We start from the raw sequence: 20,032 nt of genomic DNA, 5'->3' as shown, positions 1-20,032 counted from the left end.
GACAAAGCTCCTTCGTGAGAGTGTCCGCGCCGCTGTCGGGCGCAAACTTCAAGCGGTCCCGTGGGCGGGGCGGTTGGGTGCGTGGGGGCGGGGTTGCTTGCCTACTTGACTGCACCGGCGGTCACGCCGCGGCTGAGCGTGCGCTGGAAGATGAGGAAGAAGACCAGCGTGGGGATGAGCGAGAGGAGCGACCCGGCGTTGATGACGGTGATGTCGAGCGAGTGCTGCCCGCGAAGCGTGGCCAGCGCGATCGGGACGGTCTGCGATGACGGGTCGGACAGCAGGATCAAGGGGATGTAGAACTCGTTCCAGGTCCAGATAAAGAAGAACACCACGAGCACCGCGAGCGTCGGCTGGAGTACTGGGAAAATGATCCGCCACAGGATCTGCCAGCGGCTGGTCCCGTCGAGTGCGGCAGCCTCGAGCAACTCCTTGGGGACGGTGCCCATGACGCTGGACAGGAGGTACGTGCCGAATGCTGCCTGCAGAACGGTGAACACGATGATCACGGACCAGACGCTGTTCAACGTGCCGGTGGCCTGGGCGCCGTAGAACAGGGGGTAGAGCAGCGCCTCGTGCGGGAGCATGGTGGCGAGCAGGAGGATCGCCAGGATCGGTCCCGAGCTCTTCACGCGTCCGATGCCGATCGCGTATGCGCTGATGAGGGCGAGCGCCGTACCGGCGAACGCGACCACGGTGGAGATCAGGATCGAGTTCCAGAGCGCGATCGGGAAGTTCACCAGCGAGAGGTAGCCGGCGAAGGCGTCCAGGCTGAACGTTTCGGGCCAGGCCATGGGCCCGTTCGTGGAGTAGTCGGCTCCCGTCTTGAAGGCGTTCAGGACCAGGAGCCAAAACGGCGCCAGCATGAGCAGGGCGATGAGTGCGGCGGCCCCCAGGACGATCCACCGAAGCGGTGAGCGCCTACGGTGTGCGTGCAGGGTTGGCGCGGCGCCGTGCCGGGTGGCAGAGGGTGCGTCGGTCGCGGTGGTCTGGGACATGGCTCAGCCCGCCTCCTGCTCGGAGCGTCGCTGCCAGATGAGCATGATGGCGGCGACGATGAAGATGACGATGGACATCACGGTGGCGATCGTGGCGCCGTACCCGACCCTGGAAAGCTCGAAGAAGTTCCGGTACGCGTAGTAGGAAGGCACCACGGTCGATCCCTCCGGGCCACCGCCGGTGAGGATGAGGATCGGGGCGAAGACCTTCAGCGCCCCGACCGTTGCCGTCAGGACGACGATGAACACCTCGGGACGGATCTGCGGGACCGTGATCGCTCGGAAGCGTCGCCACCAGTTGGCGCCGTCCAGCTGCGCCGCTTCGTACAAGGCGGGATCGACTCGCTGCAGGGCTGCCATGAAGATCACGACCGGGTAGCCGATCTGCAGCCACACCAGCATGAGCATCACCGAGTAGATGGCGAGGTCAGGGTTTCCGAGCCAGTCGGGTGGTGAGTCGACACCCACCGACCGCAGGAACGTGTTGAACGACCCGTTCTGCGGATCGAGGATCCAGGCCCAGATGAAGCCGGCCACCGCGATGGGCAGGATCTGGGGCAGGTAGTACGTCGCGCGCAAGAAGGCGGCGGCGCGGCTACCGAAGTTGTTTCCGATGTAGTCGAACAGCATCGCTGCCAGCAGGATGCCGATGAGCGTGGGGATCACCACGATCGCCACGATCATGAACACCGAGTTCTTGAACGACTGCCAGAACAGCTCGTCGTTGATCAGGTCGAGGTAGTTCCCGACGCCGTTCCAGTTGAGAGGGCCAGGCCTCCCTGCCAGCGGAACAGGCTGATAGCGACGTTCGCCACGAAGGGCGCACCGACGATCGCGGTGAAGCCGATCGCGATCGGGATGAGATACAACCAGTACGACGCTGAGCCGCTCCGCCTTCTCGGCGTGGCGGCGGCTCTGGGGGTGATCAGTGCCATGCCGTCTCCTTGTCGGGCTGGTGCCCGGTGGTCCGAGGACGCCCCATGCGAGGCGTCCCGGGCCAGCCAGGGTGCTTACGTCGAGGCTGTCTGCTTGCTCAGTTGCCGCGGACAGCGGCTGTGCCGTCGTCGTAGAACTGCTGGAGCTCAGCGAGGTACTCGTCCGCCGTCTCGTTGCCGTTGGACATGGCCTGCATGTGGTTCTGGATGAAGTCCAGGAACCCGGCAACCGGGTAGTCGGGGTAGAACGACAGGGTGTCCGCGGCGACGATCTCGTCGAAGCGCTCGGTGAACTCGCGCGTGACCGGGTCGGTGATGGTGCTGGTGTCACCAGCCAGGGGCAGGCCGCCGAGCTCGCCGATGACGTTCTGGACCTCTTCGCTGAGCGTGATGTCGATCCAGTCGTAGGAGAGGTCCTTGCAGTCGGCCTTCGCCGGCACCCCCCAGAGGTGGCCAGACGACCCCATCGTGAGGTTGGCGCCGGGCAGGGTGAAGAAGCCCCAGTCGAACGACGCCTCGTCCTTGATCCGGTTGAACTCACCGTTGTTCCAGATCAGCATCGCGGCGTTCCCGCTCAGGAAGTTGACGGTCGCCTGCTCGAACGAGAGGCCACCCAGCTGGTCCCCCACGTACCCCGCCTGGATCCAGTCCTCGAACCGCTCTGTGCCTTCGCGCCATGGGCCCGAGCCGAAGTCGACCTCGTCACGTACGAACATGAAGTCGTCGATCTGGTCGCGGTCGGCGGCCGCCGAGACCAGGGAGTACCAGACCCACATCTGGTTAAACCCCTGGCTGGTGGCGGCGGAGCTGGAGATCGGGGTGTGGCCGGCGGCGAGGAGGTTGTCCATCGCCTGCTCGAACTCCTCCAGGGTGGTGGGGATCTCGGTGATGCCCGCCTCGGCGAACATCTCCTTGTTGTAGTAGAACCCGACGTACTCACCGACGTTCGGGATGCCGTACCAGTCGCCCGAGCCGGCGAGGCCGGACTCGTTGTACTGCGCGAACGCGGCCATGGAGCCGGTCACCTTCTCGTCCCAGCCGAACTCCTCCACCTGTTCGGTCAGCGGGTCGAGGAGCCCCTGGGCCGCGAGCTGGCCGCCGTCTGCGTTGCCCTTGTTGAACTCGACCACGTCCGGAACCTCGTTGCCGGCGAGGGTGATCTTCGCGTTCTGGCGCATGGCGTCGAAGCTGGTGGTCTGGTAGTCGACCTCCACGTCCGGGTGCTTCTCCTTGAAGATCTCCAGGGCCTTCTGCCACCCCTGGCCCTGAGGACCTTCCGGGTTCTCGTACTGGACGATCGTGAAGGTCTCGCACTCGTCTGCTCCGCCGCCCTCGGCGCCGGTGCTTCCACCGCCGCCGCACGCGGTGAGGGCCAGCACCGGTAGCGAAGCCGCCGCGATCAGGGTGCGGGTCCTGGTGTTACGCATGGGGTGTCGTGCCATTGTCGTAGCTCCCTTGCTATGGCTCCTCAGGCATCGGCCGATGCCCGAGGTCTCTGGGTGTGCATGAGACCGCACTCGACCTGGGGAACGTCGTCGCGGACGGTCCCGATGATGTGTATGCACTTGGTCCGCATGCGGCTACGGGCGCGAGGACGTGGCGTCGCGATCGGCCGCCGCTAGGTGGACAGGAAGGACGGAGCGGCCACTGAGTCGCGCTCCACGAGGGGGCATGGCATCAGACGGCGAGAAGCCCCTGCTGGTGGTGCGCCCTGGAGCCGCGCGATCGCCTTGTTCGCCGCCCAGATGCCCATGTCCCGGTAGGGCAGTTGGACGGTCGTCAGCGCCGGAAGGATGCTGTCGGCGATGAACGGATAGTTGTCGAAGCCGACGATGGACAGGTCGTGAGGCACCGCCAGACCTAACCGCTGCGCCGTCTGGTAGAACCCGAACGCGAGCTGGTCGGAGAAGCAGAACACCGCTGTGGGGCGGTCCGGACGACTGAGAAGGGCTTCAGCCGGGCCGCGACCCGCCGCGGTGCTCGGGTCGTCGGCCTCGACGACCAGTGTCGGATCCACTGGCAGGCCTGCCATGGTCAGGGCGGCTTCGTAGCCGGCACGGCGCAGCGACCGGGCCACGAATACCGAGCTGGATACGTTGCAGAAGGCGATGCGCCGGTGACCGGCCTCGACGAGCCGCTGGGTCGCCGCGTACGCACCCCCGGCCTCGTCCGGGACTACCCAGTCCACGTCAGCCGCCTCGTCCTTGGGGCGCCCGTCGAGGACCACCCGTGGCATTTCGTCGCGAACGACGGGGACGTCGACGGTGCGGTGGAAGTCTGTGGCGAAGATCAGTGCCTCGACGTTCCTCTGCAGCAGGGACGTCACCGCAGGCTTCTCCAGCGCCGGGTTCCCGGCGGTGTCAATCAGCAGGAGGACGTAGCCCTCGTCCCATGCCGCGCTCTGCGCTCCGACCAGCATGTCGCCCGCGAACGGGACGCTCGCGACCCGGTCCGAGACGATGCCGATGGTCCGTGTCTGCCGGTTCCTCAGCCCACGAGCGGACAGGTTGGGGGCGTACCCCATCTCCAGCGCTACGCGTCTGATCTGCTCGGCGATGTCCGCGCTCACACGGCCAGCGTCGAGGTCGTTCAGCACGAGCGAGACGCTCGACACGGACACGCCCACACGTGTCGCGATGTCCCGCAGCGTCACCATCGGTGCTCCTAGACGTCAATCGTTTGATGTCGCGGACGACACTAAGGGCGTCAAACGTTTGACGCAAGGCCGTTACGGAACCGTTACATGGCACGGTCGCCAGTCGTGCATTTGGCGTGCCTCGCCAGTGGAAGGTGCGGGACGACTGTCACCGGCCTTGGCTCGTGGGCTCATCAGCCCACCGCACGCGTTCGGCCCGACGTGCGGTGGGCCGTGACGGTGGACACGTCCAGCTCCGGCCAGGCGCAGTAGTGACTTGATGTGAGCCTCGCTTCGAGCCCGTGTCCACCGATAGCCGTTGCGGTTCGCCCGGGTCCGCGAGCGCGCCATGCCCACATACTGCCCACATCGACGCCAGAGGCCGTCCCTCCCCGATGGGAGAAAGGGCCTCTGACCTGCACCTACATCTGTAGCGGGGGCAGGATTTGAACCTGCAACCTCTGGGTTATGAGCCCAGCAGCCGGACCGGTCGACCGACCTCGCAAAGAGGCTCGACGCCGGGATGCCGGCCAGCGCTGCTACGCAGGCGAGTGGACGGGCCGGCGTCGGACTCGTCGGCGTAGTCCGTACCCCAACCCGTACCCCAACGGCGTCGCGTTCGCCGCTGTCCGGACGTGTCCACTGATGAACCCGTAGCTCATTGACCTGCGCGAGCGTCCACGGGCGGACACGCACGGACGCGCTACCGGTCCCTGACACGGAAGAGGTCACTGGTTCGATCCCAGTATCGCCCACCAGCAACAGCACAGGTCACAGGCCGTTCCGGACACCGCCGGGGCGGCCTTCGTGCTTTCAGGAACGTTCTGCTAGTCGATCTGCTAGTCATGCCTGCGCTCCGGTGACGACCCGAAGATGTCATACCCAGCCCGCGCGGCCGCGGGTCAGCACCGGCCGCAGCACCTTGCGGTAGACCGTCTCGGTCACCTTCGTGCTCGCGTGGCCGACCAGGTGCGAGATGTCCTCGATCGCCACCCCCGAGCTCGACAGCACCGAGACACAGCTGTGCCGCAGCCCGCGCGGCGTCCACTCCCTCCGGCAACCCCGCCGCCGAAAGCACAGCGCGGAACCCACGTCGAGCGCTCGCCGCGTCCAGCGGCGTACCGGACAGGCTCGCGAACACCAGGCCGTGCTCGTGCCACCGGTCCCCGGCCTCGCGCCGACGAATGACCCGGAGCTCACGGTGCTGCCGGCCCGCCCAGCGCGACGAGACGAGTGCTTGTCAGCGCGGCACCCGCGGGGCACTGTTGCTGGTGTGCCCGCGGCGAGGGACGACCGCACCGTGGGCGGTGCGGCGCTGGGGGACGGGATGCATGAAGGCGTGGTGTCAGCGCTGGTCCAGGTCGAGGGACCAGCGGACGCGGACCCGGACGAGCTCGACCGCCTGACCCGCGGGCTGCGCGACGAGCTGCTGCAGACGGAGGTGGAGGACGTCCTCCCCGTGGCCGCGGGTCCAGCCCCCAAGGGCTCGAAGGCGGGTGAGGCGATCTCCCTCGGCGTGCTCACGGTCGCGCTCGCACCGACCGTGCTCCAGGCGGCGATCGACACCATCCATCGCTGGTGCGCGCGCCAGCCCGAGGCATCGGTGACGCTCACGCTCGGCGACGACTCGATCGAGCTCGGGCGAGCCACGCCGGCGCAGCAGGAGGAGCTGCTGCGCATCTTCCTCGACAGGCACGGGAAGAGCGGCTGACACCGTGGCCGACGACGCCGGCTCCACGGGCGGGGGCTCGCCGCGCGTCGGGCCGCGCGCGTCCGACGGAGGGGATCGCGTCGCGCTGATCGTCGCCACGGGGCGGTACGACGATCCCAAGCTGCAGCAGCTGCGCGCCCCGGCGGCGGACGCGGAGCGCCTGGCCACGGTGCTCGCGCACCCGGACGTCGCGGGCATGACCGTGCAGAAGGTTCTCGACCAGCCCGCGCATGCGATCCGGCGCGAGCTGCACCGCTTCCTGTCCGAGCGGCGGCGCACGGACCTCGTCGTCCTGTACTTCTCGTGCCACGGGCTGAAGGACCTCGACGGTTCCCTGCACTTCGCCGGGACGGACACCGAGCTCGGCCTGCTGGCCTCGACCGGGGTGTCCGCCGCGTTCGTCAACGACCTCGTCGACTCGTGCCGGTCGAACCGGGTCGTCATCCTGCTGGACTGCTGCTACAGCGGCGCCTTCGCGAAGCTCGCGGCGAAGGGCGACCTGGCGGTCGGCGTGCAGGAGCGCCTCGAGGGGCAGGGACGCGTCGTCATGACGGCGTCCAACGCGATGGAGTACGCGTTCGAGAACGAGCGTCTGTCCATGCGGGCCGCGGCACCGTCGGTCTTCACGCAGGCCATCCTGCAGGGTCTGGGCACCGGTGAGGCGGACCGCGACGGTGACGGCAGGGTCTCCGTGGACGAGCTCTACGACTACGTCTACGACCACGTCCGCCGGGTCACCCCGAACCAGACGCCGGGCCTGACCGCCCATCTGTCCGGGACCCTGTACCTGGCTCGGACGCCGGGCGCGCGCGTGCTGGACGAGCCGCGGGAGCAGGAGCAGGGACGGCCGCGCGGCCAGCGTCGGCACCGCCTGCGGCGGTGGTGGGCGCGGCTTCCTCGGCGACCGCGGCTCGCCGCCACCGTCGCCGTGCCGGCAGTGCTGGTCGTCGCGGTCGCGCTCCTCGCGTGGACCGTGCTCTCGCCGGGGCCGGGCTGGACGCAGGTCGCACCGCTCCCCCAACCCGTCGAGGCGGCCGCCGTCGTGGAGTACCGGGACCGGCTGTACGTCATCGGGGGATCGACCCCGGCGCCCAGCGCACCACGCTGAACACGGTGCAGGTGTACGACCCCACGACCGACGAGTGGTCGGTCGAGAACGGGCTGCCCACCGGCGTGGGCTTCGCCGGCGCCGTCTCCGCCGGCGGCTCGCTGTTCGTCATCGGGGGCATCGAGTCGGACGGCTCGACCGACGCGGTCTACCGGCTCGACAGCCCCGGCGGCCAGTGGCAGGTGGACCGTCCGCTGCCCGAGCCTCGCGGCGCGGGGGCGGCGGCCTACGACGGCGCGCGGATCGTCTTCGGCGGTGGTGTCGCGCGCGAGGACGGCGGACCGGTGCGCGGCGACGTCTGGGCGATGATCCCCGGGCAGGACTGGACCCGGGTGGGCAGCATCACGCCGGCTCGCGAGAAGCTCGCCGCGGCGACCGACGGCTTCGGGCGCGTCTACTTCATGGCCGGCCGGGACCGGCAGGCCGTGGGCGGTGAGGCGGTCTTCGGTCACGTCGACGTGGTCACCCAGACCGGGGTGGAGTCCCTCGGCGAGCGGCTGCCTCCGCTGAGCGCGCCGGGCGGGGCGCAGCTGCCGGGACTGGGCTTCTGCGTTGTCGGCGGGCAGCTCACCAGCGGCGACTACAACGGGAGGATCCACTGCGTGGACGGGGCACCGGACCCCGAGCCTCGCGCCCTGCCGACGCCGCGTGCCGGGCTCGGCGTCGCCGTGCTGCGCCAGTTCGCCTACGCGGTCGGCGGCTACCACGCGAGAGCCAACGGGACGAGCCTGGTGCACCGGTACGACCTGCCCGCCGACTGAGCCGGCCGCTACGCGGGCCGACCCGGTCGTCGCCGCGTGCCGACGAGGATCGGCTGCCGGGCGTGGGCTCGGGCGTGGACGTGGGTGCGCACCAGCCCGAGCGGCAGGACGAGGGTGACCGCGAGGGTGACGAGCGCCCAGCCCGTCCGCAGGGGCTCCAGGTGCCCCTCCCCGGAGGCGACCACGAGCGCCGATCCCACGACCGCCGCCCAGCCGAGGTGGGTCCGGAACGTCGCGGGCGAGTCCAGGCTCGTCATCTCACCCTTCGGTGTCACCGCGTACGCCAGAGGTCTGCGCAGGCACGCCGAGACGGTCGCCGCCACGTAGACCGGTCCGGCGAGCAACGAGGCCAGGACCCCGCGCGCTCCCTCTCCGCGCGCTCGTGCCCGGCGATGTTGAACCGGCGCAGCCAGCCCAGCAGACCCAGGCTCGATCCGAACGCCAGGGCCCACACCGCGAACCACCACCACTCGAGGGCGGGTGGCGCCACGCCGAGGAGCAGGTACGCGGTGGTGGCGGTGTTGCCGCACACCCAGGCCGCGGCGCACGAGGGGTAGAAGGACTGCAGGAGGACGTAGGCCAGCCGTTGGCGCCCCGCCAGCCGACCCAGCAGTCTCGGTGCGCGGTGCAGGACGATCTCGGCCACGCCGTAGGCCCACCGGCGCTGCTGCTTGAAGAAGTCGGTCCAGCTGGCCGGGCCCTCCCCGATCGCGATCACGTCGGGGGTGTAGACGCCGCGCCACCCGCGGGCCGTCACCGGGTTCACGGTGGCCGACACCGTCATCCCCGTGAGGTGGTCCTCGATCAGCGAGTCCTGGTACCCGCCGATCTGGCTCCACGCGGACACCCGGTACACGTGGTTCGTGCCGATCAGCAGCGGAGCACCGAGCCCGTTGCCACCCCGCTGGATCACGCCGGTGAACACGAACGACTGCGCCGCCGCGGCGTGCTGGACGAAGCCGTCGCCGGCGTTCCCGTAGACCTGGGGCGCGACGACGAAGGCGACGTCCGGGTCCTGGAAGTAGCCCAGCGTGCGCTCGAGGAAGCACGGCAGCGGCACGTGGTCCGGGTCCATCTGCGCGACGACGTCGTACGCCGACTCGTGCTCGCTGCGCCAGGCGTTGTGGTTGCCGGCCTTGGTCCGCGCCCGGTACGTCCCGGCCGGTGTGTTGAGGTCGGGCCGGCCCCGGCGCGTGAAGTGGTGGACGCCGAGCTCGCGGGCGACGCGTCGGACCGCCGGGTCGTCCCCCTCGTCGAGGATCCACACGTCCAGGACGCCGTCGTGGCGCACCGCCCGCATGGCCGCGAGCGTGCGCGCGACGACGTCGACCGGCTCGCGGTCGGGGACGATCGTCGTCAGCATGGCGACGCGCAAGCCCGTCGGCGGGCTGGAGGGGACGGGGTCGGCGGCGACCGCCGCGAACAGCAGCAGGTTCGCGACCTGCAGGAGTCGCAGCACCTCCACCGCGACCACCATCAGGGCGACCGCGCGGGTGAGCCACGGCGTCGCCGATACCGGGTCGCCGACGTCGGCGACCAGGAGACGCGTCACGAGGCAGGAGCCGGCCACGATGCTCAGCCCGGCCAGGCCGACCAGGGTCAGCCGGTCCCGGCCGCTCACGACGCGCCGGTAGGACGTGGGCTCCCCGGGACGTGGAGGCGCCGTCTCGCCGGCGATCGCGGTGCTGCCCGTGTAGCAGACGCGTGATTGACCCCGGATCGCCGGCTGCGCCATCATCGGCCTCCCCTGCCCTCGAGTCTCCACGCCGCGAGGTGTCGATGTCCAGGTCGACGTCCGCACCGGCCACGGGGAGCGATCCGGCACCGCGGCGCCGACGGGCGCCGCTCGGAGCGGTCGTGCTGCTCGTGCTGGCAGCGATCGGTGCGGCTGTCGCCGTGCCGGGTGCGACCCGACGCGGTGTCTCCTACGACGAGGGCGTCAGCGCGGCCATGGCCACCGTGTCGTGGCCGTCCCTGGTCGCCACCGTGCAGGCGACCGAGGTCAACATGAGCCTCTACTACGTGCTCCTGCGCCCGTTCGTCGGCCTCGTCGAGGGGCCCCTGGGCCTGCGCGTGGTGTCGCTCGCCGCGTTCGTCCTCGCCGTCCCGCTCCTGGCCGTCGTCGGGGCGCAGCTCGGTCACCCGTGGGCAGGGTGCGCCGCGGCGGTCCTGCTGGCGACGAACGCGTTCGCGGTCGAGTCGGCGCAGACGGCGAGGTCCTACTCCGTGCTCCTCCTGCTGTGGATCGTCACGACGTCGCTCATCCTGAGGGTGCGGGATGCGTCGCCGTCGTCAGCGGCGCGGTGGGCGCTGTGCTGGGGCGTCGTCTCGGGCGTCGCCGGGTACGTCCACCTCCTGGCCGTCGGGACCACGGTCGTCCAGCTCATGGCCGTCGCCCTGGCCTGGCCGCGGCTCCTGGGCCCGCTGGCCCGCGGGGCGGCCGTGGCTGCGCTGCTCTGGGCTCCGGCGGCGTTCCTCGCCGTCCGGCAGGGAGCCGCCGTCATCGGCTGGCTCCGTGAGCCGGTGCCGGCCGACCTGGTCCACGCCGTCGCGCGGACCACGGGTGGGCGCTGGTCGCTCCTGGTCGTCCTCGCCGCTGCCTGCTGGCTCCTGCTGGGCCACCGTCGCGACGCCACGGCGCGGTTCCTCGTCGTGCTGACGGTGACACCCGGTGTCGGGCTCTACCTGGCCTCGGTGCTCGGCCCGACCCCGCTGTTCGGACCCCGGTACCTGATCACGACCGCCCCGGCCGCCGCGCTGCTCGTCGGCACAGCGGCGACGCGGATGCGGCGCGGCCTCGCCGCCGTGGTGCTCGCGACCGCCGTCGTGGTGGCCGGCGCGGAGCGGGTCGGCAGCGACGACACACCCGACGAGGACCTCCGGGCCGTCGCCCGGTTCCTGTCGCTCGAGGCAGCGGTCGGTGACGCCGTGGCGTTCGTCGACCCGACGGCGGCGGCGGCCGTGGGGGTGCACTGGCCGGCCGCGCCCGCCTACACCGTCTTCCCGGCCACCCTCTCGGGCCGGTCGGTCTACGAGGGCCGACGCGGGATGGTCGGGGTCGAGTCCGAGGTGCCGGACGCGGTGCGGGCGGCGCGTGCGCACCGACGGGTGTGGGTCGTGGAGTCGCACCTGTCCACCCCCTGGGCGCAGGGCATGCGAGCGGAGCTGCTCGGCGGGCTCGACGCCGCCGGGCGACGGCTGGCGTGGTCCTGGCAGGCGCCCGGGGTGCGGGTGCTGCTGTACACCGCCGTCGAGGGCGAGGCGTAGACGCACCCGCCGGGGAGGACGACACTCGGTAGTCGTGGACGACCTGCGCCCGTGGGCACTGTGGCTGTCGCTCGCCGCGGTGACGCTGAGCCTGCTCGTGTGCCTCGGCTCGTCCCTCGTCACGGATCCGCCGCCGATCGAGGACCGCGTCGGCCAGCTCCAGGCCCAGCCCGCACCCGCGGGGGTCGACGACGACGACGTCGCGGCCCTCGACGCCGGTGAGTTCTCCGATGCGGCGTCGGACCCTCCCGGTCTGGGCGTCCCTGCGCTCGCGCTGGTCAACGGGCTCCTGCTCGTGACGGTCGCCCTCGCGACCCTCCCGCTCGTGGTCGGCAACAAGGTGACCGGATCGGTGCAGGGGGTCGTCAGCCTGCTGTCCGGGCTGGCCGCGTTGATCCTGGGGATCGTGCTGGCGGTCACCGCGGTCGCGGCGCTGCTCCTCATGGTCGGCCTGCTGCTGTCCCCGCCGTTCGGGACGCTCGCCTACCTCGCCGTGTTCGGGTTCTTCGACACCGACACGAGCCTGTGGCTGCTGGCGCTGGTCCTCGTGCTGCAGATCGCCGGGGCCGTGCTGCTGGTCGTCGCCCAGCAGCGGTTCCTGCTGAGCAAGGGACTCGTCCTGCTCGTCCTCAGCGCGCTGCTGCTCACGGTGCTCACCACCGTCCTGCACTCGGTGGTCCCGGGGATCCTGGTGAGCATCACCGACGCGATCGCCGCGATCGTCGCGGCGGTGGTGGCGGTGCTGTGGGGTCTGGCGATGCTCATCGGGGGGATCGTGTCGATCGTCAAGCTCGTCGTGGCGCTGCGGCAGGCGGGCGGCCGGCAGGACGAACGTGAGGCGTGAGGCGTGAGGCGTGAGCTCAGCCCTCCGCCTCGCCGACGCTGAACCGGCACGGCACGCCGAACGGTGCGCACGACAGGGTCAGCACCATGTCCTCCTCGTAGAGGTCCACCTGCGCGGGCTCCGTGCACGCGAGGTCGTCCGGTCCGAAGGTGCCGGGCGGGAACTCGGGCCCGTCGGCCGCTGCGGACGAGGCGGGAGCGTTCTCGTCGGCGCACAGGGTGAACGAGCCCGCGTCCGGGAGCGCGATGCGGCACGCGACGCCGGACGGGATGGCGAAGGTGCCCGTCGCGCGGTCCTCGCAGCCCGGCCGCGAGCGCGCCAGGTCCTCGAACGTCACGGTGTCCCGCGACCGCAGCCACCCCAGCACGGACTCCACGGATCCGCGGCCGGCGTCGGGCGGGCCGCCGGAGGGCCGCACGGCGCCGAAGAAGATCGTCAGGGTCGCGACGACGACGATCGCGAGCACCACGACGACCGCCGTCCGCAGGCTCACCCGTCACCGTCCGGCGGCCCGCCGAGGTACACGACCTCGGCCACGACGTGCGCGGGCTTCTCCTCGCGCACGATCCGCTCGACGAGCTCGGCGTGCTCGGCCGCCTCGGCCGGGACGGTCACCCGGACCAGGAACGGCACCGGCTCGTCGTCCGGACCGGGCACCAGGTCATCCACCTCGACGCCGGGGACGCCGAGCGCGAGGGTGAGGGCGGTCCGCAGGCCAGCGGCCGTGCCCCGGCGCCGGGCGAGCTCCGCCGACGCGGCGACGAGGACGCGCAGGCGGCCGTTGCCGGTCGCGAGCTCGCCGTCCTCGTCCTCGAGCCAACCCAGGAGGTCCACCCAGCGCGCGAGGTAGGTCACGAACCGGTCCGGGGTGAGGTACGGGTCGAACACCTCCGGGAACCGGTGCAGCACCCCCTCCACCGGCGCGTGCTGGGCGGCCATGACGTGGAGGATCCCGTCGAGCGGCGAGCCCGCCACCAGGGCGCGCCGGTACACCTCGGGCAGCAGCAGGGCGATGCGGTCGGCGTCCACGGTGGCTCACCGACGGGCGGTGTCGTAGGTGACGTCGAGGTCGTGCGTGCCGCCGACGAACAGCCACGTCGGCGGGAGCGTGACGCGCTCGATGTACACGGGGTCCGACGCCAGGTCCCAGCTGCGCCCGTCGGTGCTGCGGAACAGCCCGCCGGGGCCGCCGGTGAGGGCGAGCGGCGCGGTGTCCACGGCGACGGCCACGACGGGCGCGAAGCCACCGTTCTCCCGCAGCGGGAGCCCGCAGTCGATGGCCGGCACCCGCCAGACGCTGTCGGGGGTCGGCGCACCGAGGACCGTGACACCGCTGCGGGCGGTCGCCGCGACGACCGTCTCCCCCATGAGGGCGATGTCCAGGCAGGCGCCGCCCTGCCAGCCGGCGCCCACCCTCAGCCAGCCCTGCGGGTCCGGCTCGGTGCCGCGCAGCTCCAGGCGCTGGATGCCGACGCCGTCGTCGTCGCCGGTCGCGTAGGCGCCGGCGTAGACGAAGCTGCGGTTGCCCGACATCAGCCCGCGCAGGACGCGGACGTCGACGCCGGTCAGCCCGGTGGGGGTGAACGTGCCGGGTTGGCCCCCTTCGAACGAGACCCGGACGCCGCCGAACTCCTGCAACGCGACGGCCACCCGGAGCGCACCGCCCGGGTCGGGGACGCACGCGACGCTGTAGCAGGCGAGGGACGGGTCGCTCGCGGCCACGAGGATCCGCTCCGACGGCGCACCCACGCGCAGACGCTGCCGGTACAGGCCCTCGTCGGTCGCCAGGAAGGCGTACGGCGCCCCCTCCACCGTGCCGAGCGCGACGCCCTCGACGTGGAACTCGAACGCGCCGAACCGCGCCCACCGGTCGCCGTTCTCCAGCGACGCGTGCACGACGCTGGCCTCGGTCTCCGCCACCCGGGTGGTCGCCACCACGAGCCCGGGCCGGCCGGGCAGCACCGACAGCCGCTCGACCCGCTCGCCGGGGAACTCGGCGACCGGCTCCCATCCCTCGCCGTCGTTGACCGACCGGTACACCCGCTCACCGCTCGCGCAGAACCAGGTCCCCGGCTGGTGCGCGTCCCGGACGATGGCCGCGACGTCGCCGGGCATCTCCTCGACGACGAGGCGCACGTCGCTCACGTACCGGACGCCGCGCTCGGACTGCAGGACCTCGTACATGGTCGCGACCCGCAGCTCCTCCCCGAACGGCCAGCCGTGCCCGCCCGCGACCGGGACGGGCGACAGGACCCGTCGCAACCGGTCCGACAGCCGGGCGGCGACCGCGGTGCGGTCCTCGGCACGGTGCACGACGACCTTCGCGGTGACCCGCACCGGCTTGAGCCCGGCCCAGCCCACCCGCACCCGCGTCCCCATGGGCTGACGCTCCTCGAGCGCGGCACGGACGCGCTCGACCGGCTGGTCGGTCATGAGCGCGCGGATGTCGTCCGGACCGGCCGCCGTCACCGCGCCCTCGTCCAGGTGCGGGACGAGGAGCACCTCGACCTCGCCCGGCGTCGCGCCGCGCCACAGCTCGGCACGGGTGACGGCCCGCGCCCGGGACACGCCGCCGCTCGAGGCGACGGCGACGTGCTCGTAGTCGCGGGCGGTCACGACGCGGTCCAGGGCGTGCATCACCTGGGGTCCGCGGACCATGGCGTTCTCGAGCGTCTCGCCGTCCCGTCCGCCGGTCGCGGCCTCGCGGTTCACGACCTGCATGCCGCCGACGGGGTCCTTGAGGGTCGTCAGGGTCCCGGCGGCCACGTTCCCCGACGCGCCGCCACCGACGCGGTACCAGACCCGGATCTGCCGCCCGGCGGCCGGGACGGTCGCCAACGTCGTCGGGGTGTCGGTGAGCCCGCCCGACGGCGCCGCGAACCGCGCCGCGGGCGCGAACGTCACCGTCCCGGACGACCGGTCGACGACGTAGAGGTGGTCGTCCTCGTCCGCGGCCCGGACGGACCCGAAGTGGTTCGCCTCGGTCCAGACCCGGAACGTCGTCGCGCCCACCCGGCGTGCCGGCGTGCGCGCGTCGAGCTCCTCCGGTGCGCTCTCGACCGCCACCACGAGGTCGAAGTCGTCGCCGGTGGGCAGCGTGATGGGGGCCCGGGCCACCCGCACGCTCTGGCCCGGCGCGCCGGTCCCGTGCCCGACCAGCTCGCCGGCGACGGCCTCGCCGTGGTGGGCGAGGACGTCCACCTCCCGCTCCCCCGGGCGCAGGACGGCGTCGGCCGAGGTGACGAACACCGGCCCGCCCGACCCGCCGCGGGGCGCGGTGACCCGGGTGCCGCGCGGGATGGTCGTCTCGCCGGTCACCGGCGACCCCGCCGAGAAGGTGAGGACCACGGACGCCGACGCGGGCGGCTCCAGCCGCACCCCGATGAGGTTGAGGAACTGCACGTACGCCTTCTCCGGTGCACGGTTGACCCGGTAGACGAGCGTGTCGGTGAGGTACGCGAACGCCTCCAGCAACGTCGCCCCGGGGTCGCCCGGCGACAGGTCGGTCCACTCGGGGCTGCGCGCACGGATGACGGCCCGGGCCTCGGCGAGGAGCTGTGCGAAGTCGCGGTCGTCGAGGTTCGGCACGGGTAGCGGCATCTCAGACCCCCTCGGAGAGCGGTACGGAGACCTCGATGACGTCGGTCGGCCCGCCTGCGCGTGGCCGGTACTCGAGCACGACGTCGAGCACGTCCGGCCGACCGGGTGCCGGACCGGCGTCCACGGAGATCACCTGGGCGCGCGGCTCGAACCGCTCGACCGCGCGGCGCACGTAGTGGATGGCCAGTCCCGCGGTCGTGTCGTCGTTCGCGGAGAAGATCAGCGTGGTCAGCGCGCACCCGTAGTCCGGGCGCATCACGCGCTCGCCCGGTCGGGTCGACAGCAGGAGCAGCAGGGACTGGCGGACCGCGTCGTCGTCGTGCACCCGGTCCGGGCGACCGGTGGCGTCCACGGTCAGGCCGGGCCGGGCGTCGTCGAAGTCGGGGTGCCCGAAGCGCCACCCCACCCACCGGGTGCGTCCGGCCGGTCCGGTGTGTCCGGCCTGGACCCCGGCCCGACGGGCAGCCGGGCCGACCGCCGGGGTGCTCACGGCCCCTCCGCGACGAGCGTCTGGCCGGGATTAGCGACGCGGTAGCTGACGCCCATCGCCGGTGTGCCGTCGGTCAGGCCCACGAGGTCGGCGCGGATGACGGGCCTGCCCTCGATGAAGACGAACGGGGACCTGCCCTCCTTCACCCGCAGGGTCGTCGTGCACGGTTTGGTCGAGGGGCTGAGGTTCGGGCAGCCGGCGATCGGGCGGCCCACCGGGTCCTGCCCGACGACGACCCGCCGTCCCTGGACGTGGACCAGGTGCTGGGACGACGTCATCCGGACCTTGCCGCCGGGGTGGTCGCAGCGCACGTCGGCGTTCGGCACGAGCCAGGGGCGCAGGGTCGCCATGTCAGCCTCGCTCCATGTTGATCCGGGCGGCACGCAGGGTGATGGTCCGCCCGGGGGCCTCGACGACGAGGTCGCCGGCGGCGGTCAGGTGGACCCCGTCCTCGTGGAGGTCGAGCCGGCTGCCGGCTGCGTTGGCCAGCCGGACCAGGTCCGTGGCGGCGCTGAGCCGCACGACCTGCCCGCCGGGCAGCTGGAGCGCGTAGGCCCCGACGGCTCCGTCGGCCACCCCGGCGGCCGGCTCGGACCCACCGCTGGACCGCACGCCCCCCAGCACCACGCCGCGGCCGGGGTCACCCACGTCGTGCGCCACCAGGACGTGGTCACCGACGTCCGGCTGCACCGTGAGGCCCTTGCCCTCCCCGGCGCCCAGCGACAGCACGGGCAGCCACTCCGACTCCAGGCGGTCGTACGCCGTCAGGGCGACGCGGACGCGCCCGCGCTCCTCCGGGTCGTCGACCCGGAGCACCTCGCCCGGCGTCGTCCACGGCCGGCCGACGGAGTCGGCGCCGAGCCGGCCCGGGCGCAGGTGGGGCGGTGGCGCCGAGGACACCGTGCACGTGTACCCGCCGACGGTGTCGACGACGTGGTCGGCCGTCAGCACGACGTAGTCCCCGGCGGCCTGGGCCGCCACGCCCTGCACGGTCAGCGTGACCCCGGGCACGAGGCGGACGTCACCGCGGACGACGGCCCGCAGGCTGCGCGAGCGTCCGGTGCCCGCCGCGGTCAGGGCGGCAGCGTGCGCGGCCGCGTGGTCGGGCCCGGCCGTGGAGGTGCCCCCGACCACACCGCCGGACGCCGAGACCGAGCCGACGGCGTCCAGGTCCACCGTGGAGCTCTGGCTCGTCTCGTCGGCGACCCCGCCGGTGACGGGGTCCCACCCGGTCACCCGCCAGCTGTCGTGCACGCCGACCGCGCTCCGGGTGACCACGGCCTCGAGCAGGGTCTCGCCCCAGGTGACCTCGACGGCCGGCCCGGCGTCGTGCGCGCCGACCCCGGAGGCGACCACCCGGACCCGGTCGCCGTCGGCGTCGACCTGCCACCACAGCCCGGCCCGCCCGCACAGGTCGGTCACGAGGTTGAGCGTCGAGCGTCCGTCCTGCACGACCTGCGGCCAGCGGGGACCGGGCTGGGCGGCGTCGACGCCCAGGCCGATCTCGTCGGCGACCTCCTCGACCAGCCCGGCGACGGTCACGTCGACGAAGACGCGCAGGCGGGAGTCCTGTCGCCACCGGTGCGCCCGGTCCTGGGCGCGGACGGTCAGGGTGCTCGACCCGTCGGGCCCGTAGCGGTGCTCGACGGTCACCACCTCGCCGTGGAAGAAGGTGTCCGACCAGGCGTCGAGCGTCAGGGTCACCTCCGCGCCGACCTCGACGGTCGCCAGGACGTCGTCGAGCTCGCCGGCCCGCGTGCCGACGAGCTCGAGGCTGCACGCCGCCGGGGAGCTGATCTCGCGGCGGACCCGGACCGTCCGGAGCATCCGGGCGGACTCGTCCGGCAGCACCGAGCCGCTCAGCCGCACCTCCACCCGGGGCACCGCGACCGGGCCGGCGCCCCACGTCGACGTGCTCGTCGGCGTGCCCGCTGCCGTGCTCGTCGGCGTGCCCGCTGCCGTGCTCGTCGGCGTGCCCGCTGCCGTGCTGGTCGGCGTGCCCGTCGGCGTGCTCATGGGTGGACCGTCGAGGCCGGCAGCTGCTCGGGCGGGACGGGCACGGCCAGCTCCGTGCCGGGTGAGGGCCAGATGACGTCGAGCAGGTCGTTGAGGTCGGCGTAGCACCGCCACAGCCACGGCCGGTTGCCCGAGCGCTCGGCGGCGATCTGCGGGAGCGTCTGGCCGCCCGCCGCCGGTCTGCCGTCAGCCGGCCCGCCCGCGCCGAGGACCAGGTGCGTGCCGACCGGCGGCAGGGACCGCACGAGGTCGGCGTCCGGCACGGGCCCGGACAGCTCGGTCGGGTCCTCCAGCGCCGCCCCGGGGGGCTCGTTGACGCGCACGAGGCGCATGCGCACCCACGAGCGTCCCGGGACACCGCCCTGGTCGAACCGCTCGAGTCGCTCGGCCAGCGACTCCACGACGGCCAGCACGTTCCACGCCTTCCCCCAGACGAACCGGACGTAGGGCACGCACCGGCCGTCCGAGGCGGAGTTCTCCGCGAGGTCCCACAGGGGCCGCGTGAGGTGCCGGACGTCGAGCGGCACCCGCGCCGGGGGCGCCACGGGCGGGGTGACGGCCGGATCCGCCGACGACGGCGCCGGGGCGGGCGCCACGAGCGCCGGCGCGGTGGCGGCCTCCGTGAGCTGGACGTCGAACATCAGGTCGACGTCGATCTCGGTCCGTCCGCCGCCGGTGTGCAGCAGCGGGGAGTCGGTGACGGCGCGCCCCGACACGCCGCCCGACCCGGAGGCCAGGGGACGCAGACCGGCGACCCGCCGGTGCACCAGCCGCTCGGGGTTGAGCAGGCACGGGATCCGCTCTCCGGTCTCCTCGACGATGAACGCGACCCGCTCCATCAGCGGCTCCTCTGCTCGACGACGAGCGGGTCGGTGGCGTCGGTCGCCCCGCCGTCGGCGGTGGGCAGCACGCCGGACCAGGCCAGGACGGCGGCCGGTGAGCGTTCGTCGACGACGGCGCGACGGGGACGGTCGGGCAGCTCGGGCCACCGGGTGTCTGCGGCCGCGACGGGGGTCGGCCGTCTGCCGTGGTCGGGGCGGCGGTCGGCGCCGCCGGGGTGCGTCCACGGTCGGCCACTGCCCCCGGCGCACCGTTCCCGTCCGGCTCGTGTGCCCGGTCCGCCCGGTCCGAGCTGTCCGGCCCGGTCGAGCTGGCCGGCCGGTCCCGCCGGTCCGGCCATCGCGGGGCGGTCAGACCACGGTCGACGACCTCGTGGCCGGGGTTGGGTCACCCCGCGGATCCGGGAGGCGCCTGACCGTGGTCGCGGGGCGCGCGCGGTAGGGGCAGCGGGGGCGCCGGCAGCCGCGTGCGGGGACCGGACGAAGACGCTACCGACCGGCGGGCCGGAGCGGGCGGGTCCGGGGACGGCGTCGCGGTCGAGCGCGGTGTCGTGGTCGGACGCGGCGTCACGGTCCAGCGCGGCGTCGTGGTCAGCTCCGGCGTGGCCGGACCGCGACCGCTCCGGCGGCCCGGGTGGACGGGCCGCGTCGGGATGGTGCTCCGCCGCGCCCGGGGCAGCTCCGGGTGCGCCCGGCTCGGTGGCGCGCGCGGGGCGACGGCCGGGCCTCCCCGCGCCCGACCGGGGACGCACGGTCGGCGGGGCGACCGCACGCCCGACGGACGCCGGCCCCCCGGCCGTGCCGGCTGCGAGCGCTCCGCCGTGGGCC

The 20,032-nt window shown here is 72.8% G+C and carries 19 protein-coding genes, 1 tRNA gene and 1 pseudogene; 5 read left to right on the top strand and 16 right to left on the bottom strand.

The genetic code is table 11. The features are described from left to right. Window positions 1-101: 101 nt before the first annotated feature. From REH70_RS09575 to REH70_RS09545, 6 genes and pseudogenes are all read right to left on the bottom strand, one after another. Window positions 102-998 carry a carbohydrate ABC transporter permease gene (locus tag REH70_RS09575; RefSeq protein WP_310753956.1) on the bottom strand — a complete coding sequence of 299 codons (897 nt, stop codon included), beginning with the start codon at window positions 996-998 and terminating at the stop codon, window positions 102-104. Between the two features lie 3 nt (window positions 999-1,001). Then, window positions 1,002-1,852: pseudogene (locus tag REH70_RS09570) on the bottom strand (carbohydrate ABC transporter permease). A 179-nt stretch (window positions 1,853-2,031) separates the two neighbouring features. Beyond that, a complete protein-coding gene (locus REH70_RS09560; protein WP_310753953.1) occupies window positions 2,032-3,360 on the bottom strand; it encodes an extracellular solute-binding protein in 1,329 nt (442 codons plus the stop codon). Window positions 3,361-3,551: 191 nt separating this feature from the next. Next, the gene (locus REH70_RS09555; protein ID WP_310753952.1) at window positions 3,552-4,589 is read right to left on the bottom strand and encodes a LacI family DNA-binding transcriptional regulator; all 1,038 of its coding nucleotides are present in this window, start codon (window positions 4,587-4,589) and stop codon (window positions 3,552-3,554) included. A gap of 410 nt (window positions 4,590-4,999) precedes the next feature. Next, window positions 5,000-5,073: transfer RNA gene (locus REH70_RS09550), tRNA-Met, on the bottom strand. A 371-nt stretch (window positions 5,074-5,444) separates the two neighbouring features. Next, a complete protein-coding gene (locus tag REH70_RS09545) occupies window positions 5,445-5,579 on the bottom strand; it encodes a hypothetical protein (protein WP_310753951.1) in 135 nt (44 codons plus the stop codon). Between the two features lie 328 nt (window positions 5,580-5,907). On the opposite strand from REH70_RS09545, the gene REH70_RS09540 reads away from it, so the two are divergent. From REH70_RS09540 to REH70_RS09530, 3 genes are read left to right on the top strand one after another with little or no spacing between them, the layout of a single operon-like run. After that, window positions 5,908-6,279 (top strand): effector-associated constant component EACC1, encoded by a 372-nt coding sequence (locus REH70_RS09540; protein WP_310753950.1) that lies wholly within the window; start codon window positions 5,908-5,910, stop codon window positions 6,277-6,279. A 4-nt stretch (window positions 6,280-6,283) separates the two neighbouring features. Further along, a complete protein-coding gene (locus REH70_RS09535; RefSeq protein WP_310753948.1) occupies window positions 6,284-7,387 on the top strand; it encodes a caspase family protein in 1,104 nt (367 codons plus the stop codon). 5 nt (window positions 7,388-7,392) lie between these two features. Continuing rightward, on the top strand, window positions 7,393-8,148 hold the full coding sequence (locus tag REH70_RS09530; RefSeq protein ID WP_310753947.1) for a hypothetical protein: 756 nt from the start codon (window positions 7,393-7,395) through the stop codon (window positions 8,146-8,148). A gap of 8 nt (window positions 8,149-8,156) precedes the next feature. On the opposite strand, the gene REH70_RS09525 is transcribed toward REH70_RS09530, so the two are convergent. Next, window positions 8,157-8,405 (bottom strand): hypothetical protein, encoded by a 249-nt coding sequence (locus REH70_RS09525; protein WP_310753946.1) that lies wholly within the window; start codon window positions 8,403-8,405, stop codon window positions 8,157-8,159. A gap of 14 nt (window positions 8,406-8,419) precedes the next feature. Continuing rightward, window positions 8,420-9,886: a glycosyltransferase family 2 protein gene (locus tag REH70_RS09520; protein WP_310753945.1), complete on the bottom strand. Its 1,467-nt coding sequence runs from the start codon at window positions 9,884-9,886 to the stop codon at window positions 8,420-8,422. Window positions 9,887-10,005: 119 nt separating this feature from the next. Between REH70_RS09520 and REH70_RS09515 the strand changes: the two genes are divergently transcribed. Then, complete coding sequence (locus tag REH70_RS09515; RefSeq protein WP_310753944.1) at window positions 10,006-11,415, top strand: hypothetical protein; 1,410 nt, start codon at window positions 10,006-10,008, stop codon at window positions 11,413-11,415. 34 nt (window positions 11,416-11,449) lie between these two features. Next, window positions 11,450-12,259: a hypothetical protein gene (locus REH70_RS09510; protein ID WP_310753942.1), complete on the top strand. Its 810-nt coding sequence runs from the start codon at window positions 11,450-11,452 to the stop codon at window positions 12,257-12,259. Between the two features lie 16 nt (window positions 12,260-12,275). Here the strand turns inward: REH70_RS09510 and REH70_RS09505 are convergent, their stop codons facing one another. The 8 genes from REH70_RS09505 to REH70_RS09470 are packed head-to-tail and all read right to left on the bottom strand — an operon-like array spanning window position 12,276 to window position 19,545. Next, window positions 12,276-12,752, bottom strand: a complete 477-nt coding sequence (locus REH70_RS09505; protein ID WP_310753941.1) for a hypothetical protein — start codon at window positions 12,750-12,752, stop codon at window positions 12,276-12,278. After that, window positions 12,749-13,288, bottom strand: coding sequence for a phage tail protein (locus REH70_RS09500; RefSeq protein WP_310753939.1), 540 nt, complete (start codon window positions 13,286-13,288; stop codon window positions 12,749-12,751). Before REH70_RS09500 ends, REH70_RS09505 begins: the two co-directional genes overlap by 4 nt. Before the next feature lie 6 nt (window positions 13,289-13,294). Then, window positions 13,295-15,859 (bottom strand): baseplate J/gp47 family protein, encoded by a 2,565-nt coding sequence (locus REH70_RS09495; protein WP_310753937.1) that lies wholly within the window; start codon window positions 15,857-15,859, stop codon window positions 13,295-13,297. A 1-nt stretch (window position 15,860) separates the two neighbouring features. Further along, a complete protein-coding gene (locus tag REH70_RS09490; RefSeq protein WP_310753935.1) occupies window positions 15,861-16,349 on the bottom strand; it encodes a GPW/gp25 family protein in 489 nt (162 codons plus the stop codon). Further along, entirely contained in the window at window positions 16,346-16,699 is a 354-nt protein-coding gene (locus tag REH70_RS09485; protein WP_310753933.1) for a hypothetical protein, read from the bottom strand. Before REH70_RS09485 ends, REH70_RS09490 begins: the two co-directional genes overlap by 4 nt. A gap of 1 nt (window position 16,700) precedes the next feature. Further along, complete coding sequence (locus REH70_RS09480) at window positions 16,701-18,365, bottom strand: contractile injection system protein, VgrG/Pvc8 family (RefSeq protein WP_310753932.1); 1,665 nt, start codon at window positions 18,363-18,365, stop codon at window positions 16,701-16,703. Beyond that, on the bottom strand, window positions 18,362-19,204 hold the full coding sequence (locus REH70_RS09475; RefSeq protein WP_310753931.1) for a hypothetical protein: 843 nt from the start codon (window positions 19,202-19,204) through the stop codon (window positions 18,362-18,364). Before REH70_RS09475 ends, REH70_RS09480 begins: the two co-directional genes overlap by 4 nt. Continuing rightward, window positions 19,204-19,545 carry a hypothetical protein gene (locus tag REH70_RS09470; protein ID WP_310753930.1) on the bottom strand — a complete coding sequence of 114 codons (342 nt, stop codon included), beginning with the start codon at window positions 19,543-19,545 and terminating at the stop codon, window positions 19,204-19,206. Before REH70_RS09470 ends, REH70_RS09475 begins: the two co-directional genes overlap by 1 nt. Window positions 19,546-20,032: the final 487 nt, after the last annotated feature.

It is taken from the genome of Cellulomonas sp. ATA003, from assembly GCF_031582905.1.
Taxonomy (GTDB): domain Bacteria; phylum Actinomycetota; class Actinomycetes; order Actinomycetales; family Cellulomonadaceae; genus Pengzhenrongella.
This window is presented reverse-complemented; position numbering and strand designations above follow the sequence as displayed.

What these genes read in the sequence shown, in the direction of transcription:
- REH70_RS09575 (WP_310753956.1), bottom strand. Translation starts at nt 998, where the DNA reads ATGTCCCAGACCACCGCGACCGACGCACCCTCTGCCACCCGGCACGGC.
- REH70_RS09560 (WP_310753953.1), bottom strand. Translation starts at nt 3,360, where the DNA reads ATGCGTAACACCAGGACCCGCACCCTGATCGCGGCGGCTTCGCTACCG.
- REH70_RS09555 (WP_310753952.1), bottom strand. Translation starts at nt 4,589, where the DNA reads ATGGTGACGCTGCGGGACATCGCGACACGTGTGGGCGTGTCCGTGTCG.
- REH70_RS09525 (WP_310753946.1), bottom strand. Translation starts at nt 8,405, where the DNA reads ATGACGAGCCTGGACTCGCCCGCGACGTTCCGGACCCACCTCGGCTGG.
- REH70_RS09520 (WP_310753945.1), bottom strand. Translation starts at nt 9,886, where the DNA reads ATGATGGCGCAGCCGGCGATCCGGGGTCAATCACGCGTCTGCTACACG.
- REH70_RS09495 (WP_310753937.1), bottom strand. Translation starts at nt 15,859, where the DNA reads ATGCCGCTACCCGTGCCGAACCTCGACGACCGCGACTTCGCACAGCTC.
- REH70_RS09485 (WP_310753933.1), bottom strand. Translation starts at nt 16,699, where the DNA reads ATGGCGACCCTGCGCCCCTGGCTCGTGCCGAACGCCGACGTGCGCTGC.
- REH70_RS09480 (WP_310753932.1), bottom strand. Translation starts at nt 18,365, where the DNA reads ATGAGCACGCCGACGGGCACGCCGACCAGCACGGCAGCGGGCACGCCG.
- REH70_RS09475 (WP_310753931.1), bottom strand. Translation starts at nt 19,204, where the DNA reads ATGGAGCGGGTCGCGTTCATCGTCGAGGAGACCGGAGAGCGGATCCCG.
- REH70_RS09470 (WP_310753930.1), bottom strand. Translation starts at nt 19,545, where the DNA reads ATGGCCGGACCGGCGGGACCGGCCGGCCAGCTCGACCGGGCCGGACAG.